Here is a 13,745-nt window from a genome sequence, read left to right as displayed (position 1 = left end):
AGCTCCCGGCGCGGGACGTTGATGACCTATTCGGCCCGACAGCCGTCTGTCCACCAGCCCGAGGGACAGGACGATGAAGGGACTGTACAACTGGACAGACCGACCGTGTGGCGGTTGACGGCTGAGACGCGTTCCTAATGTGGGGAGGCCAGATCGAGTCCATCGCCTACGGCGTGCTCGAGCGTCTTACAGTGCTGCTGGCCAGGACGAATGCCGCGCGTTGGCGCCGAATGGCTCTGCGGGCTACTGGAGGCCGGTAAGCACCCGCGTTGCAAGATTCCGGGTCGATGTTGACCTCAAATGTCCCTGATGGCCGCCTGTACTGCTGCGTTCGCTACGCTCAAGGGGACGCGTTCCTGCTCGATTCGCCGATGACCCTGAAGTGCCGGCTCAAGTAAGCGCTCATACACCGCCCGCTCGGCGTCAGTCAGGTGTGGTAAGGGTTTCGGGATCCCAGGCTGTAGTGGCTTGCCTTTGCGGTCGGTGTTGGTGCCGAAAGGTTCGTAGGTGTCGTAGGTTGCCTGGTCCATGAGGATGCTGGTGGCTAGGACTCCGTCGTCGCGCCAGCCGTTGAGAATCTCGAAGCCGTAGGCGTCGAGATCGCCCCAATACAACAGGTGGCGTGAGCTGGTGAGCCAGCTGAAGGACGCTGCGGCTTTGCCGCCGAACCCGTCCCCCTCCACGGCGATGCCATCGGGTAGCGGCGGGAAGTGGATCGCGGTGTCCTTGTTCTCGGAGACGATCACAAGGTCCGGCTGATACACCGGTGCGAACGTGTCGCCGACGGTCGCGCTGTCGTGGCGGCGCCCGCCGGTCGCGAGATGGCCGGGATCGAGGTAGGTGAAGTGGATCCGTGGTGGGTGGGCCGGCAGCAGGCCGAGGCTTTCCCGGCATGCGAGGTTCAGGATCAGCGGCTGGTGGGTGTTGAGCCATTTGGCGTGTACGCCTGGGATGGGGACTTGCCGTGGGGTGTAGCCGGAGGCGTCGTTGCGGGTGAACCAAGTGGCGACTTCCAGCAGCAGGGCGAAGTCGGTGTCGGTGTGGCCGTCCACGGCTCGGATGATGCGTTGTGGCTCAGGCGCGGCGGGGAAGACGTCTGCGAGCAACGCTGCTCGGCGTCGGCAGCGTTCGAGTCGTTCGGCCCAGTCGCCGCCGACGACGGCGGCTGCATCGTCGGGGGTAAAGATCTCCAGGTGGCTGGGCACGTCTTGGATGGTGGTGAAAACTTGCCGCGACGCGGTGTGCAGTCGGACGGGGTGTTGCGCGACCCAGTCGCGCCAGGTACGGATCAGCGGGTGAATGGTCTTCTGCCATCCGCTTTCCAGCGCGTCCTTCTTGCCGGGCACGCTCAGCGGGAACTTGTGCGGCCACGCCTGGCCGGCTCCGACGGCCTGGTCGTGCCAGGTGTTCTCCAGCCTTCGTCGGGCGTCGGCGACAACCTGATCCGGAGTCTTCACGCCGGCCCCTCATCATCAGGGTTCTGCTGGGCGGGAATCTGCAACCTCGGTTCGATCGCGTTGACCGACGAGTAGCCCTTGGGACTCTTGACCATCAGCAGTACGCGGTCGGCGTGGGGCTCCAACGAGGTGAACTTGTCGAACGGCGCTCCGATGATCAGCTGGAATCCCAGGCCCTTCCACGCATCGACCGAGCGGCCGGTGAACTCGCTGTCAGCTTTGACGAACCCTTCGTCGAGGAACACCGGGGCGTAGCGGGGCCGGACGTTCTCGTCGTCGCCGAGTTGGAAGCGCAGCGCGGCCCCGACAATGAATGCGACCAGTTCCTGGGCCTCGCCTCCGGACTTTCCGCCGATCCTGTCGAAGGTGGCACGCTCGCGCCCTTCGGCATCGTAGGCGACGGCGGTGACGTTGATGTGCTTGCGGATGTCCAGGAAGTAGTCGCGAGTGTTCTTACCCCGCCCCTCGGGGCGGATCTGCTTCATGAACTCCTGAAGCCGGGCGAAGGCGGCTTGGACGTTACTGTCGGTCATGCCGTCGACGTTCAGGCGCGCCAGAGCATTGAGCTCGCGTTTGAACTTGGTGATGTCGTCGCGCTTCAGGATCCGCAGTTCGATCTTTAGCCGGTCGCGGCGTGCGCCGAAGGGCAGCCCGGCCAGGATGTTGTTGATGGGTGTGAGCCGATCGATGATCTCGTTGATGGCGTTGCCGAACGCTCCGGCGAGAGGGACGAGGTCTTGGCCGGACCAATCGGTCAGGCGTCTGGTCCACTCCTCGCGACGTTTGTGAAGTCCGGTGGTCAGGATCCCGTCGAGGATCTTGCGATAGGAGGGGTAGTCGTCGATGGAGTCGGACAGATTCGGGTCATTCCAGGTGTGCTGGTAGTGGCTGAACACCGTCCCCAGGGCCTGAGTGGCTTGCTCCGCCTTGGCTCGGGCTTCCTCGGCGGATGCGGCCAAGCGCTTTTCGAGACGTTTGACGCCCGTGGTAAAGCCGGCGAGATCGTCGGCGGTGGCTACCTCGGCGAACTCCGTGTTCAGGTACGCGGTCTGCTCGTTGGTGAGGATGACTGCCTGTTGGGCGTTGATCCGGTCGATGGTGCCGCTGACGGCGTCTTTTCGTTCGACCAGCTCATTCCACGCCTTGTCGAGTTCTGCCATCCGGGTGTCGGCACCGTAGTAGGCCTTGTCCGCCTTCACTAGTTCCCGCTCGACGCCTTCCAGGTCGGTGCGGAGTTTGCGCAGCGTGTCGTCGGCCTTGAGGATGTCCTCAAGCAGCCGCTGCTTGGCCCGGATGTCGTTTTCGATGCCGTCTGGGTCGATGTCTCTGAAGCGGGCGACAGCTAGGACGTGGCCATAGGCCACGCGATCGTCGGCCAGTGCGTTGATCTTCCGGTCGGCATCAGCCCGCTTTTGATCATGGCGGGTCAGGATCTTCTCGATCTTCTCGAGGTCCTCGGCGATCTCGGCGAGGCGTTCGGTGCTGGTGAAGCCGATGACGTTAGGGGCACCTCGTTCGCCATGGGCGCCGGAGGTACCCGACCGGGTCTGGCCGCTTGCGGTGACACGAAGGCCGGGGCCGCGCAGCCCCTCCGGGCTTTTCACGCACAAGGCGTCGGTGTTGTCAGCGGTGAGGCGGTTTTGGACCCACGCCGTGAACGGGGAGTCTTTGTAGTCGAGTTTCCCCGAGATCCGGTCGGGCTGCCGGGTACGTGGCCGTGCTGTGGCAGTCAGGTCTACGCCTTCGAAGCTGATTCGCCCTCGCAGCCGCAGCGGATCGATGATCTTCGACACGTGGTCCAGCCGATTCGCGTCGACGAGCATTACCCTGGCCAGTCCGAACAAGGTGGTCTCGATGGCTTTGCGCCAACCCTGGTGATCGGCCGGGACGTCGATGAGTTCGCCGACGAACGGCAGCATCTCAGCATCGATGCCGGCTTCTTCGGCGATCTGCATGCGGATCGCGTGGAGCTTGGGATCCATACGGCCGGCGCGGCCGGACAGGGACCGTTGTTCCTCGAGCAGTTCACGTTTGAGCGCCAGCGGCTCGCGGGCCTCGTCTCTGATCGCGTCTCGCTCGTCGCGAGCGACCTTTGCGGCTTCTTCGTAGCTATCCAGAAACGCTGTGGCAGCGGTCTGCGCGGCGGCGAAATCGGATTCCTTGGACAACGCCAGGTGTAGGCGCTGCGTGTTGGTGTCGAAGGTCTGCCGTCGGGACCGGGCAGCCCCGCGATCCTGTTCGAGTTGCTCGACGGCCCGCTCCAGGCCGGTGATCGTGGCGTTGGCTTTATTGCTGCCCAGGTCGGCTTCCAGGTTGATCTTGCGGCCGGTGAGCTCGGTGCGCCGCTTCTCCGCGACGGTTTTGTCGGTCTTGGCTTCGCCGTGCTGGACGCGGTTCGTGATCTCGGCCGTCTCCAGCAGCTTCTCCTCGCACGTCAGCTTCCACAGGCCGAACGGCGAATCACTGGACACGATGTGGATGCCGAAGCCGTCAATGAGCCGGGCTTTGGCCAACTCGGCTTCACGGGTGTCGTTCAGTCCCGGGATCGGCTCCAGAACTCTGGCCTTGGCTTCCTCGGTGGCCATCGCTGTATGGGCGTCCTCCAGGTCGCCGAAGTGCTCCAGCGCCGCATCCGCTGCGGCATAGGTGCCGGGCAACTCCAGCACCATGGCGGTGTACAGGTCGTTGACGGAGCTGACCTGGTGGCCGGCCTGAATGCGGGCCAGCAGCCGCAGCGCCCGGGCGCCGTCGCCGCCGACGCCGATGCCCAGGCGAGTGAAGAATGCCTGCGAGAACGCGCTGTAGCTGTCGTGCATGCTCAGGTTCGAGAACGCGGCGGTCACCGAACGCCGATCGAACTTGTCGGCAGCGAAACGTTCCAGGGCACGCAGGTCGATGGCGCCGTCGATTGTGCACATCTTGCGGACCAGGTCACTGTCGCGTACCGCCGAGCGCGGAACGTAGTACAGCCGCGCAACGGTGTAGCGCCGCTGCCTATCATCAATGAATGTCAGCGCGATCGCGCCCCAGGTGGCGCTGTTTTGTCCCCGCAGCACCTGGTCGGCGAGTTCCCCGGTGGCGCTGTCCCGCCCGATGTCTTGCTTGCCGCGCAGGTAGGACAGCAGACTGCGCTGGTCAGCGCTGCGGGCCCGGCCGACGGTCGCGTCGTTGGAGGCCCCGTTGAACGGCACCGAGGAGTCCATCATTACGGCGATGTAGGCGTCCAGGAGCGTCGACTTTCCCGTGCCGGACGCCCCCGACAGCAGCGTCGAAGTGGGCGAGAACGACACACTGGCGTGGCCGGAGAATCCGCCCCAGTTGACCAGCTGAAGAGCCTCCACCTTCCACTGCGTGATGCCGGCGTCAGCCCCAGGGATATAGAACATCGCGTCCTGATGCACGGTCACCCCAGCGCCTCCATCTCCACCGCGTCTTCCACGACTTGCAGCTCATCGTCGATGTCGGTGTCGAGGTCCTCGGCGGGCGAGCCCTGGCCGCGGTTCTTGGCGATTAGCCACTCATGCAGCTCGGCCAACCGGGCAAGCGGCAGCAGGACAGCGATGACTGAGGAGATCCGCAGCCGGTCAGCGTCGTTGGTTCGGGTCAGGACCCGGCTGGCGACCATGTTGTCGACAGCTTTCTCTGCGCGCCCCTTGTCTCGAGACCGGTCGGTGGCATGTGTTGGCCGGAAGGTGGCGATGTAATCGAGCAATTCCTGCCGATCGACTGTGACGTCGTCGTGGCCGGCCTGCTGCTCGACGCGGTACCGGTGCCGCAGATACACCAGCAGGATCGTCTCCTCGCGGGTGTAGGCGGTGTTTTGCAGCAGGGTGGGGAAGTCGGCGCCATCGGAGATGACCTTCCGCTTGTAGGCAACCTCGTGCTGCAGGTCCAAGTGCAAGTCGAGGAACATATCGTTAAGCCGTGACTTGATCAGCTGGCTGTGTTCGCGGATGGCGCGCCACTCGGCGGGGTTGCCTGTGGCGGAGACGAACTTGTTCCGCATCAGGCACACCAGCGCGCGCCGTTGCTCAAGAGACAGGCCACCTTCGTCGCCGGAGAACAGGGCGAGAGTGGATCGGTCGGCGTCGCTGTCGTCGGAGAGATCCTCGCCTGTCGCCGAGGATTGCTCGTCGTATCCGCTCGGCGCTTCCTTTGGGCGGTCGTCGGTCTCCGACGGATTGGGCTCAAGCATCGGGGAGTCCCTCATCAATTGCGGCGCCGAGTCGTTCGGCGTGGTGGGAGGACAGCAAGGCGGTAGGGGCCAGGAAGGTGCGGTGGTGCCCGTCAGGGCGGATGGCGCGGAACTCTTCGGTGGTCCCGTCGGCGATGGAGGAGTCGTCGAGGCCGGAGAGTATGTGGAGAAAGTCCCAGAATCTCCACCGGTCGGCGAAGATCGGTCGGGAGAGCGTTGAACACCTGTGCTGCGGTTGCCACGCCGAACTCCGTCAGCGCGTCGATGAGGGCGGCTCGCATCTGCTCCAGTGACGGGCCGCCCACGGCCCTCAACTCCTCCACGCTCGGCGGGGTCGGAACGTCGTCGTCGGCCGGCCGCAGAGGAGGTGGAGGGGCAGCTGCGGCCGGATCATACATCTTCTCCCGCAAATGGCCGATCTTCGCTACCGGCGGCAGCAGGTCAACGTCGACCATCGATCTAGGCCCCGCGGTTTCCATCCAGGTCATCAACTCCCGCTGGATACCGCGAAGGACACGCTCCAGCTCACGCTCGGCGAGCGGGTCGTTGTTGACAATGTGCTCCTTGAGGGTCTTGGACAGCCGGTGCCGCTGGTCCAGAACGTCCCTGGTAGCCTGACGGATCACTGTGACCGTGCCGCGCAGCTCGGTGACGTCCCGTCCGGCGAGGGCCTCGGCGGCCGGGTGGCCGAGCAAGACCTGGATATTCTCGCGCAGCTCGTTCATGAGCTCTGCGTCTCGCAGCAGCTCAAATGCGCCGTCGAAAGCCCGTCCCTCGGGAGTGGTCCGTAGTAGGCGGTCCTGGCTCTCCAGATACTCGTCCAGAACCTCGCCGACCATTCGCTCTTCGTCACGTAGGTCCCGCAGGATCTGTCGGTGCATATCGAGCATGGATTCCTCGACGCGTTTGAAATCCGACGGTAGCTGGCCGATCAAGTCCATGAGGTTGGCGTATCCGTCGAGCATTCGATCCTCGGATGCGGCGGCCACGGCGCCGCCGCCAGCGATGCGGTCGCGCTCGACCTCCAGTTCGTGTATCTGCGCGTTCAGGCGATCGACACGATCCTGGGGATCTGCCGAGGCTTCGGTTGCCCAGCGCCGGACGGTGTCCAGGATCATTGTCAGACGGGACTCGGAGACCAGCGCCCGATCTCGTGACAGGTTTTGGATCAGGTCGAGAGCTTCCAGCGACGACGATGTTAGCGAGTACACCAGGCTGCCGTCCGGGGCGTTGTCGCGGTACAGCCATTGGTTCTTCACCCACGTGTTGCACAGCGCGCGGCCGCTCTCCGAGGCTGGCACCTCGATGCCTTCACCGAGCATCTCGCCAAGGTACGTGTCGATTTGCGCATGGAGGGCGTCCACCTGGATCGAACGCTGGTCTCGGGAGAACGCGCTACGCAGCACAGCCACTCGGAAATGGCCCCATCTGCCATCAAGAAGTCTCAGAGTAGGGCGAGCTAGGGCATCCCCGGCACGTGCCAGCTCGCCGACAACTCCACTCATCCACCCACCTGCCATAGTCATCGAACGGGTTCCCCGTCACAGGGCAAGTCGCGCTCAAGATCGGATATCGCTATGTTGTATTTGCTACGACCCATGATCAGCAATTGACGGATCTGTGGGAGCTGCGCCATCACCGCTACTCGATTTGGCTGGAATCGTAAGGCACGCTTATAGCCGTGGCGAAGTGGATGGAGAAATTGGCGATGGCACGCAACGCCGCCAAAGCCAGCGTTAGTGTTTGCAGCAGAACGAAGCGCTGGTCCTCCATCTGCAGTCCCTAGATTCCGAGCAGATCCGCTGTGGCCAGCCTGGGCCTGGTCGTGCCCCAGGTGCAGGAAGCGATCGTTAGCGTGATTGAGGGGCGCTCCAAATCGGCGCGGTTGTGGCCAGACACTTCCACTCGCTCGCGGTTGCCGTTCGGCGACGTCGTGCAGACGACTCATTTCACCCATCGTGGTGTTATCGGAGCGTGGGGACAGCCGCCCGCCGGGCTAGCGGGCGGTGATGGAGTAGGCCACCTCAGGAGTGGATCACAGGTGGTCGGGCGGTGATGGAGTGGTGGAGTGCGTTCGCCACGGCATGGACGAGCGGGGCCTGAGAGGCGTCCCAGACGAGGTTGAGGCCGTTGTGGCTGCGGAGGGTGAGCCTGCCGTACAGCAGGATGGGCAGGCGGGCGTTGTTCTTGAAGCGGCAGTCGGGGCCGCCCTTGACGTTGACGTAGCGCCAGGTGGAGTCCACGACCGTGCCGTCGCGTGGCACAGGGCCTGTTTCGATGAAGCGGGAGTGTTCCACGCCGACGTGGAGGTGTTGGTAGGCGAGGTCGGCGATGTGTCGGCCGTCCCGGATCAGGACGCGGTCGGGGAGGAAGTGCACCGACAGGTTGCCCGCGGTGAGGGTCGGGACGGCGACGTTGGTGATGAGGATCCGTGGTCCTGCCAGCAGGGCCGTGGCGTTCAGCCTGCGCAGCAGGTTAGAGGCGCCGGCGTTCACTTTGAACTGGTAGGTGCTGGCGATCGCGCCGGATGCGGTGATCAGCCAGAAGCCGTGGGTTCGCTGGAGGTCGGTGATCGCGTTGACGAGGTGATCGAAGCGTGCAGCGGCCTCGTCGGTCACGTCGTACATGACGACCACCGCGCGAGCGGCCCGGTCGCGTAACGCCACCCAGAGCACGAAAGGGAGCCCGATGGCGATGATGACCAGGCCGAAGCGTCCTGTCACCAGCCCCGCGACGAGCACGGTGGCCAGGGCGAACGGCCAGTACGGCCGGCGTCCGGCGGCCTTCTGCAGCTGCTGGACGACGTCACTTGGCTGGGCCGGGATCAGGCTGACGACATCGTGCATGACCACGTCACGGCCGGGCGCGACGGTCCGGTAGGAGACCGTTCCGCGTCCCATGCGCACGACGTTGCCGCGTGGGCCCATCCCTACTCGAAGGCCCGGGATGGCGGTCGAGACGGCCATCCCGGCCTGGCTGAGGGTGAAACGGAACGGTCCAGCCCTGAGGCTGGTGCGCACATAGAAACCCACGATGGGGAATCCTTCTGACCTGGGTGCCCGTTACTGCGGCAGATCGAGGTCCTGGAGTTGCGTACCGCATCAGGCCCAGTCGTGACGGCTCTGACCAGTCGAAGGACGCAGAGGCCAGGGTGTTGCATGAGGTGGCGGTGCTGCGGCGTCAGGTCGTTTGGCCGAAGTCCGGCTGGGGCCTACACGTGTGAACTTCGGGCGCTTTGGTCGTGGGTCTATGGTCCTACCTGAACTTCGGTTCTTGATCGCACCAGATGTGCCACGTGGCTGAGGTACCTACCTAAACGTTCCTCTTGGCTGGGTTTGTCGTTGCGCGACTCGTACGTTGCTCCTGAGACGGACCTGGAGGCGAGCGATGACAGGCAGTGACGACAGGCATTGCGTGGTGTACAAGCGGTGCGGATGCAGCGACCTGGTCAGCGGCAGGAGGCTGGGCGGTCGTTGCGGTCGGTTGGCCGAGGTGGGGCATGGGAGCTGGTATTTCGCGGTTCAGGTTGTAGGGGCGTCGGGTCGGCGGGAGCGGGTTCGGCGGGGTGGGTTCGCGAGTGCGGAGGCGGCGCGGTGTGCGGGCGGTGAACTGCTGCTGGCGGAGGAAGAGGGGCCACTCTCAGCTGGGTGCGCGGTGGGGCAGTGGTTGCGGTACTGGTTGTCGGTGGTGGAGTCGCGGTTGCGGCCGACCACGCACCGGGCTTACCGGGATCACGTGCGGCTGCATCTGATCCCGTTCCTAGGCCGGGTCAGGCTGGCGGAGTTGTCGCGGCGGGACGTGACGCGCATGTTCGTGGCGTTGGGCCGGCGGCGGAATCGGTACGACCAGCCGATCAGCGCCTCCACGTTGGAGCGGATCCGGGCGACGTTGCGGGCGGCGCTGAACCACGCGGTGCGTGAAGACTTGATCGCCGTCAATCCGGCGCAGGGCGTCCGGTTGCCGGCGCCGGTGCGGACGCATCCGGTGGTGTGGACGGCTCGTCGGGAGGCTGCCTGGCGGCGGGGGAGAGCGGCCGGCGGTGGCGGTGTGGACGGTCGAGCAGCTGGCCGCCTTCCTGCGCTTCGCGCGTGAGGATCCGGTGTTCGAGCTGTGGTGGCTGGTGGCCCTGCGCGGGCTACGGCGCGGCGAGGTGGCCGGGCTGCGGTGGGTGGACGTCGATCTGGAGCGGCGCGAGCTCACCATCGCCCATCAGCTGGTGCACACCGACGAGGGGCTGGTCTTGTGCGAGCCGAAGAGCGCGGCCAGCTGGCGGACCTTGGCACTCGATTCGGAGACCGTGCGGCTGCTGCGTCGGCACGAGCGTGCGCAGCTCCGGCTGCCGGGGGAACGGTGGTCACCGACCGGCCCGATCTTCACCGCGGGGAGTGGAGCGCCGGTACAGCCGAGCTATCTCACCCACCGCTTCCACAAGCTGGTGGCCGCGAGTGGGCTGCCGCCGGTGCGGTTGCACGACCTGCGCCATGGAGCTGCGACGTTGGCGCTGGCGTCGGGCACGGAGTTGAAGGTGGTGCAGGGCACGCTGGGGCATGCCAGCATCGTGCTGACCGCCGACACCTACGTCTCGGTGCTGCCGCAGCTGTACCACGACAGCGCCAAGGCGACCGCGCGGCTGGTGCTGAAGGCGGTGCGGGCGACCAACCAGAAGATCGGCAAAGCCCGGGAGACGACGTGACTCACGCGTGGCTCACCGTGACTCACGATCAGATGACGCGACTACAAGCCAGGGTAAAGCCGCAGGTTGGTGTGGTAGGGCGGGTGGGACTTGAACCCACGACCCACGGATTATGAGTCCGATGCTCTGACCGGCTGAGCTACCGCCCCTGGATGAAGTTGTACGGCCCGCCGCAGCACAACGAGAGGATCACCCCGAGCCCGCAGCATGCTAAGGCTAGAGCATTTGGTCCTGTCGTGGTGCCCGGCTGGGCGGGAGACGGGGTCTCCGCGGACATCATTCCATGTCTGGCGGGGTTGGTGGAGGGCTAGCCGATCATTTGGGCGGGTTCTCGGATGGCGGAATCGGGAGAGGGCCAGGGAGGGACCCTCACCCAATAGTGCTATGGACGGTTGAGGCCCAGCGTGTACGTGCCCGAGCCGCTGTACGCGTGCACGCGATACCGGTAATACCCCGCCGGCCCGTTGTAGGTGATGATCTCGTCGGCGTTCGGGCTGTCGCCGCCGGCCACCACCGACCAGGCCGAGCCGTTCCACCTCTGCAGGTAGACGTCGAAGTCGGCGCCGCCGGGGCCGTCCAGGCAGGCCGCGTGGGCGCCCGTCACCGCCTGGTAGTACGTGCCGTTCGGCTGGTACTGGCTCTGGTTCGAGGTCAGCGAGCCGCTGTACGTCTCCTCGTACCCCTGGCAGCCCGCCGGCGGTGGGTCGGTGCCGCCGGCCGTGACCAGGGTGAGGCCGCCGGCCGCGAGGATCTCGGCCAAGGGCTGGAAGTACGTGGTCCCGCCGACGCTGCAGTTGCCGGAGCCGCCCGAGGTCATGCCCTGGGCCTGGTCGCCCGAGATGAACGAGCCGCCCGAGTCCCCGCCCTCCGCGCACACCGTGGTACGCGTCAGGCCCGACACCGTCCCCTCCGGGTAGTTGACGGTGGAGTTCAGGGCGGTGACCGTGCCGCAGTGCCACTGCGTGGTCGATCCCGACCGGCACACCGAGCCCTGCGGCTGGGTGACGGTCGCGCCGCGGACCGGCAGGATGCCGGCGCTGTAGCCGTTCACGACGCCGGCCGCGGTCCAGTTGGAGTTGACGGCCACCCACGCGTAGTCGTTGCCGGGGAAGGAGGAGACCTGGAACGTCCCCTGGGTCACCCGGTTGAAGCCCGTCGTGGTCACGCCGTTCGGGCCGCAGTGGCCGGCGGTGGTGAAGCCGAGCTGGGTGCCGCGCCGGGCCGCGAAGCCGATCGAGCAGCGGTAGCCCTGCGAGGTGTAGTACGCGTCCCCGCCCCGGATCTCGTAGAAGAGGCGCGGCCGTTCCGCCGACGGCTCGTACGTGACGGCGCCGGCGTCCACGCCACCGGCGGCGACCCACGCGCGGGCCGCCTGCCCGTCGCTCGTCAGGACGACGACGGCGTTGTCCCTGGGGGAGACGGCCCAGCTGTGTACGGACGCCGGCGGGGCCATCCGGTCCAGGCCGTCCTTGACCGCGGTGAGCTGGGCCAATGAGCGCGGTACGACGCGGGCCTGCGCCCCCGCCCGGGTGATCTCGGCGGCGTCGGCGGCGTGAACGCTGGCCACGATGAGGGTGCTTTCCGCGCCTTCGTACCAGCTGCCGGCATAGCGGTCGCCGAGCCTCTTGCTCAGGCCGGGTGCGGCGGCGTTGCCGCGGGCCTCGTTCGCCAGGCGGTTGAGCGCCTGCTCCTTCGTGATGCCGAGATCGCGCCGCAGGGCGTCGACCACGCCTGACGGTGGTTCGGCGGCGACGGCCGGGGTCGCCGTCGCGACCAGTGCGCCGATCGTGAGGGCGATCAGCGCCGGGGTGCGGAGCATGGGTGTCTCCTCGCTGCTGGGAGGTGCCGTCACGGTAACGGGGGTCCCAGAGGCGGTGGAGTACTACTTTGCCCCTATTACGGTGTTATGGCGCGGTGCCGTAACCGGGGTTCCGGACCAGCCAGTCGTAGTAGACGGGACTCCTGCGTACGGCCTCCATATGGGCCTGTTTCGCCTGGCCCACCACCCACGCGGCCTCGGGGGCGGTGGGATGGCGGCCGAGGAGCTGCCGCCAGCGCAGCGGCGCGCCGGCCAGCGGCACCATGATCAGGCCCTGTGCGGGCTGGTGGGTCGCCTGGCAGAGGACGACGGCCCGGCCCACCTGGGCGAGGTGCGTACAGGTCGGCACGTCGGTTTCGTAGATCGTTCCCGGCGTGAACCCGGCTCGCGCGCAGGCCATCGCGAAACAGTCCGCGAAACAGCCGTCGCCCGGCGTCACCGCCCACTGCTCCGCGGCCAGGTCGGCCAGCTCCACCTCCTTCTCCTTGGCGGCCGGATGGTCCTCCCCGACCAGGCAGAAGACGGGGTCGAGACTGATCGTCTCCCACAGGAGCGCGCCGGTGGGAGTGCCGGAGTCGCCGCAGGCGCCGGTCAGTACGTAGTCGAGCCGGCCGAGCTCGACCATGCTGGTCAGCTCGTGGGTCGACCAGGACGTGTACGTACTGACCTTCCGCTCCGCGGCGAGCCGGTCGACCAGGCCGCCGAGTATCGGCCCGTTCGTGGCGCCGATGCGGAAACCAGGGGAGGGGGCGTGAGCGAATCGTACGGCTTCGTCCTGCAGTTCTTTGGCTGCGGGGAGGAGTACCCGTGCCCTGGTGAGCACGAGTTCGCCGAGGCGGGTAGGCCTGGCGCCGTGGCGGTCACGCTCGAACAGGGCGCCGCCGAGCACCCTCTCGATGCGCTTGAGCTGTGCGGTCAGGGCCGGTTGTGCCAGCCCGAGGAGGGACGCGGCTTTGCTCACACTTCCCGCGTCCGCGACCGCGCGGACGATCCTGAGGTGCCTGAGCTCGAGGTCCATAACGGGAAGGTAAGGCGGCGCTCTCTTACAAACAATGCCTATATGTCAGGAATTGTGACAGATAATGTCGGGGGACTCTGGGGTAGAGGGAACCCATGACGACGATGGGAATAGATCCGGCCCAGCTCAGCGACGATGATCTGGTACGCGAGCTGCGCCAGCTGCACGTCACGCGAAGCGACACTTTCTTCCACGGATCCGACGACGCGCTGTCGATGCACACCTCCCGTACCAACGAGCTCGAGTCCGAGTACCTCCGCCGCTTCCCGGAGCGAGAGATCGATCCGCAGCGGCTGCGGGAAGGGGCGAGGCGGCGGTCATGAGCGAACCCCACGATGTCCAGACCTTGTCGAACACGGACATCCACGTGTACGAGGCCGTGGCCTCCCACGTGGTCGAATCGGGCGGGGCGGGGCTCGCCGACGTGGTACGGGCGGCGGGAATGAGGGAGGAGGACGTGCGCGGCAGCCTGTCGAGGCTGGTGGCGCAGGGGTACGTGGTGCCGAAGGGGCACGAGGGATACGCGCTGGGCCCGCACACCTTCGAAGGCCCCCTCGCCTGAA

Annotated in this window: 12 protein-coding genes and 1 tRNA gene; 4 read left to right on the top strand and 9 right to left on the bottom strand. The window is 66.3% G+C overall.

What is annotated here, in order from left to right; all coding sequences use genetic code 11:
- Positions 1–296: 296 nt before the first annotated feature.
- From C4V41_RS22760 to C4V41_RS22740, 6 genes are all read right to left on the bottom strand, one after another.
- Positions 297–1,457, bottom strand: a complete 1,161-nt coding sequence (locus tag C4V41_RS22760) for a Wadjet anti-phage system protein JetD domain-containing protein (protein ID WP_103957894.1) — start codon at positions 1,455–1,457, stop codon at positions 297–299.
- Positions 1,454–4,864 carry an ATP-binding protein gene (locus C4V41_RS22755; RefSeq protein WP_103957893.1) on the bottom strand — a complete coding sequence of 1,137 codons (3,411 nt, stop codon included), beginning with the start codon at positions 4,862–4,864 and terminating at the stop codon, positions 1,454–1,456. Before C4V41_RS22755 ends, C4V41_RS22760 begins: the two co-directional genes overlap by 4 nt.
- Positions 4,861–5,652 (bottom strand): DUF4194 domain-containing protein, encoded by a 792-nt coding sequence (locus tag C4V41_RS22750; RefSeq protein WP_160150360.1) that lies wholly within the window; start codon positions 5,650–5,652, stop codon positions 4,861–4,863. The genes C4V41_RS22755 and C4V41_RS22750 overlap by 4 nt, the downstream gene beginning before the upstream one ends.
- Before the next feature lie 92 nt (positions 5,653–5,744).
- On the bottom strand, positions 5,745–7,157 hold the full coding sequence (locus C4V41_RS22745) for a DUF3375 family protein (protein WP_160150359.1): 1,413 nt from the start codon (positions 7,155–7,157) through the stop codon (positions 5,745–5,747).
- Positions 7,158–7,293: 136 nt separating this feature from the next.
- Complete coding sequence (locus tag C4V41_RS65355; protein WP_268808638.1) at positions 7,294–7,425, bottom strand: hypothetical protein; 132 nt, start codon at positions 7,423–7,425, stop codon at positions 7,294–7,296.
- Between the two features lie 251 nt (positions 7,426–7,676).
- Positions 7,677–8,552 (bottom strand): hypothetical protein, encoded by an 876-nt coding sequence (locus C4V41_RS22740; RefSeq protein WP_235030310.1) that lies wholly within the window; start codon positions 8,550–8,552, stop codon positions 7,677–7,679.
- A 487-nt stretch (positions 8,553–9,039) separates the two neighbouring features.
- On the opposite strand from C4V41_RS22740, the gene C4V41_RS66145 reads away from it, so the two are divergent.
- On the top strand, positions 9,040–9,744 hold the full coding sequence (locus C4V41_RS66145; protein ID WP_407670028.1) for a site-specific integrase: 705 nt from the start codon (positions 9,040–9,042) through the stop codon (positions 9,742–9,744).
- Positions 9,692–10,345, top strand: coding sequence for a site-specific integrase (locus C4V41_RS63105; protein ID WP_200824138.1), 654 nt, complete (start codon positions 9,692–9,694; stop codon positions 10,343–10,345). The genes C4V41_RS66145 and C4V41_RS63105 overlap by 53 nt, the downstream gene beginning before the upstream one ends.
- Before the next feature lie 72 nt (positions 10,346–10,417).
- Here C4V41_RS63105 and C4V41_RS22730 read toward each other — a convergent pair.
- From C4V41_RS22730 to C4V41_RS22720, 3 genes are all read right to left on the bottom strand, one after another.
- Positions 10,418–10,494: transfer RNA gene (locus C4V41_RS22730), tRNA-Ile, on the bottom strand.
- A gap of 233 nt (positions 10,495–10,727) precedes the next feature.
- Positions 10,728–12,164, bottom strand: coding sequence for a S1 family peptidase (locus C4V41_RS22725; protein ID WP_103957889.1), 1,437 nt, complete (start codon positions 12,162–12,164; stop codon positions 10,728–10,730).
- Positions 12,165–12,249: 85 nt separating this feature from the next.
- The gene (locus C4V41_RS22720; protein WP_103957888.1) at positions 12,250–13,182 is read right to left on the bottom strand and encodes a LysR family transcriptional regulator; all 933 of its coding nucleotides are present in this window, start codon (positions 13,180–13,182) and stop codon (positions 12,250–12,252) included.
- A 95-nt stretch (positions 13,183–13,277) separates the two neighbouring features.
- Here C4V41_RS22720 and C4V41_RS22715 point away from each other — a divergent pair, with 95 nt between their 5' ends.
- Positions 13,278–13,505 (top strand): DUF6158 family protein, encoded by a 228-nt coding sequence (locus tag C4V41_RS22715; protein ID WP_103957887.1) that lies wholly within the window; start codon positions 13,278–13,280, stop codon positions 13,503–13,505.
- Entirely contained in the window at positions 13,502–13,744 is a 243-nt protein-coding gene (locus C4V41_RS22710) for a helix-turn-helix domain-containing protein (RefSeq protein WP_146103738.1), read from the top strand. Before C4V41_RS22715 ends, C4V41_RS22710 begins: the two co-directional genes overlap by 4 nt.
- Position 13,745 lies beyond the last annotated feature (1 nt).

The organism is Nonomuraea solani (genome assembly GCF_900108335.1).
GTDB lineage: Bacteria > Actinomycetota > Actinomycetes > Streptosporangiales > Streptosporangiaceae > Nonomuraea > Nonomuraea solani.
The sequence above is the reverse complement of the archived record's forward strand: the minus strand, read 5'-3'. Positions and strand labels throughout refer to the sequence as shown.

Excerpts from the sequence above, each read along its gene's own strand:
- C4V41_RS22750 (WP_160150360.1), bottom strand. The coding sequence starts at position 5,652 with ATGCTTGAGCCCAATCCGTCGGAGACCGACGACCGCCCAAAGGAAGCG.
- C4V41_RS22745 (WP_160150359.1), bottom strand. The coding sequence starts at position 7,157 with ATGAGTGGAGTTGTCGGCGAGCTGGCACGTGCCGGGGATGCCCTAGCT.
- C4V41_RS65355 (WP_268808638.1), bottom strand. The coding sequence starts at position 7,425 with ATGGAGGACCAGCGCTTCGTTCTGCTGCAAACACTAACGCTGGCTTTG.
- C4V41_RS22740 (WP_235030310.1), bottom strand. The coding sequence starts at position 8,552 with ATGGGACGCGGAACGGTCTCCTACCGGACCGTCGCGCCCGGCCGTGAC.
- C4V41_RS66145 (WP_407670028.1), top strand. The coding sequence starts at position 9,040 with ATGACAGGCAGTGACGACAGGCATTGCGTGGTGTACAAGCGGTGCGGA.
- C4V41_RS22725 (WP_103957889.1), bottom strand. The coding sequence starts at position 12,164 with ATGCTCCGCACCCCGGCGCTGATCGCCCTCACGATCGGCGCACTGGTC.
- C4V41_RS22720 (WP_103957888.1), bottom strand. The coding sequence starts at position 13,182 with ATGGACCTCGAGCTCAGGCACCTCAGGATCGTCCGCGCGGTCGCGGAC.
- C4V41_RS22715 (WP_103957887.1), top strand. The coding sequence starts at position 13,278 with ATGACGACGATGGGAATAGATCCGGCCCAGCTCAGCGACGATGATCTG.
- C4V41_RS22710 (WP_146103738.1), top strand. The coding sequence starts at position 13,502 with ATGAGCGAACCCCACGATGTCCAGACCTTGTCGAACACGGACATCCAC.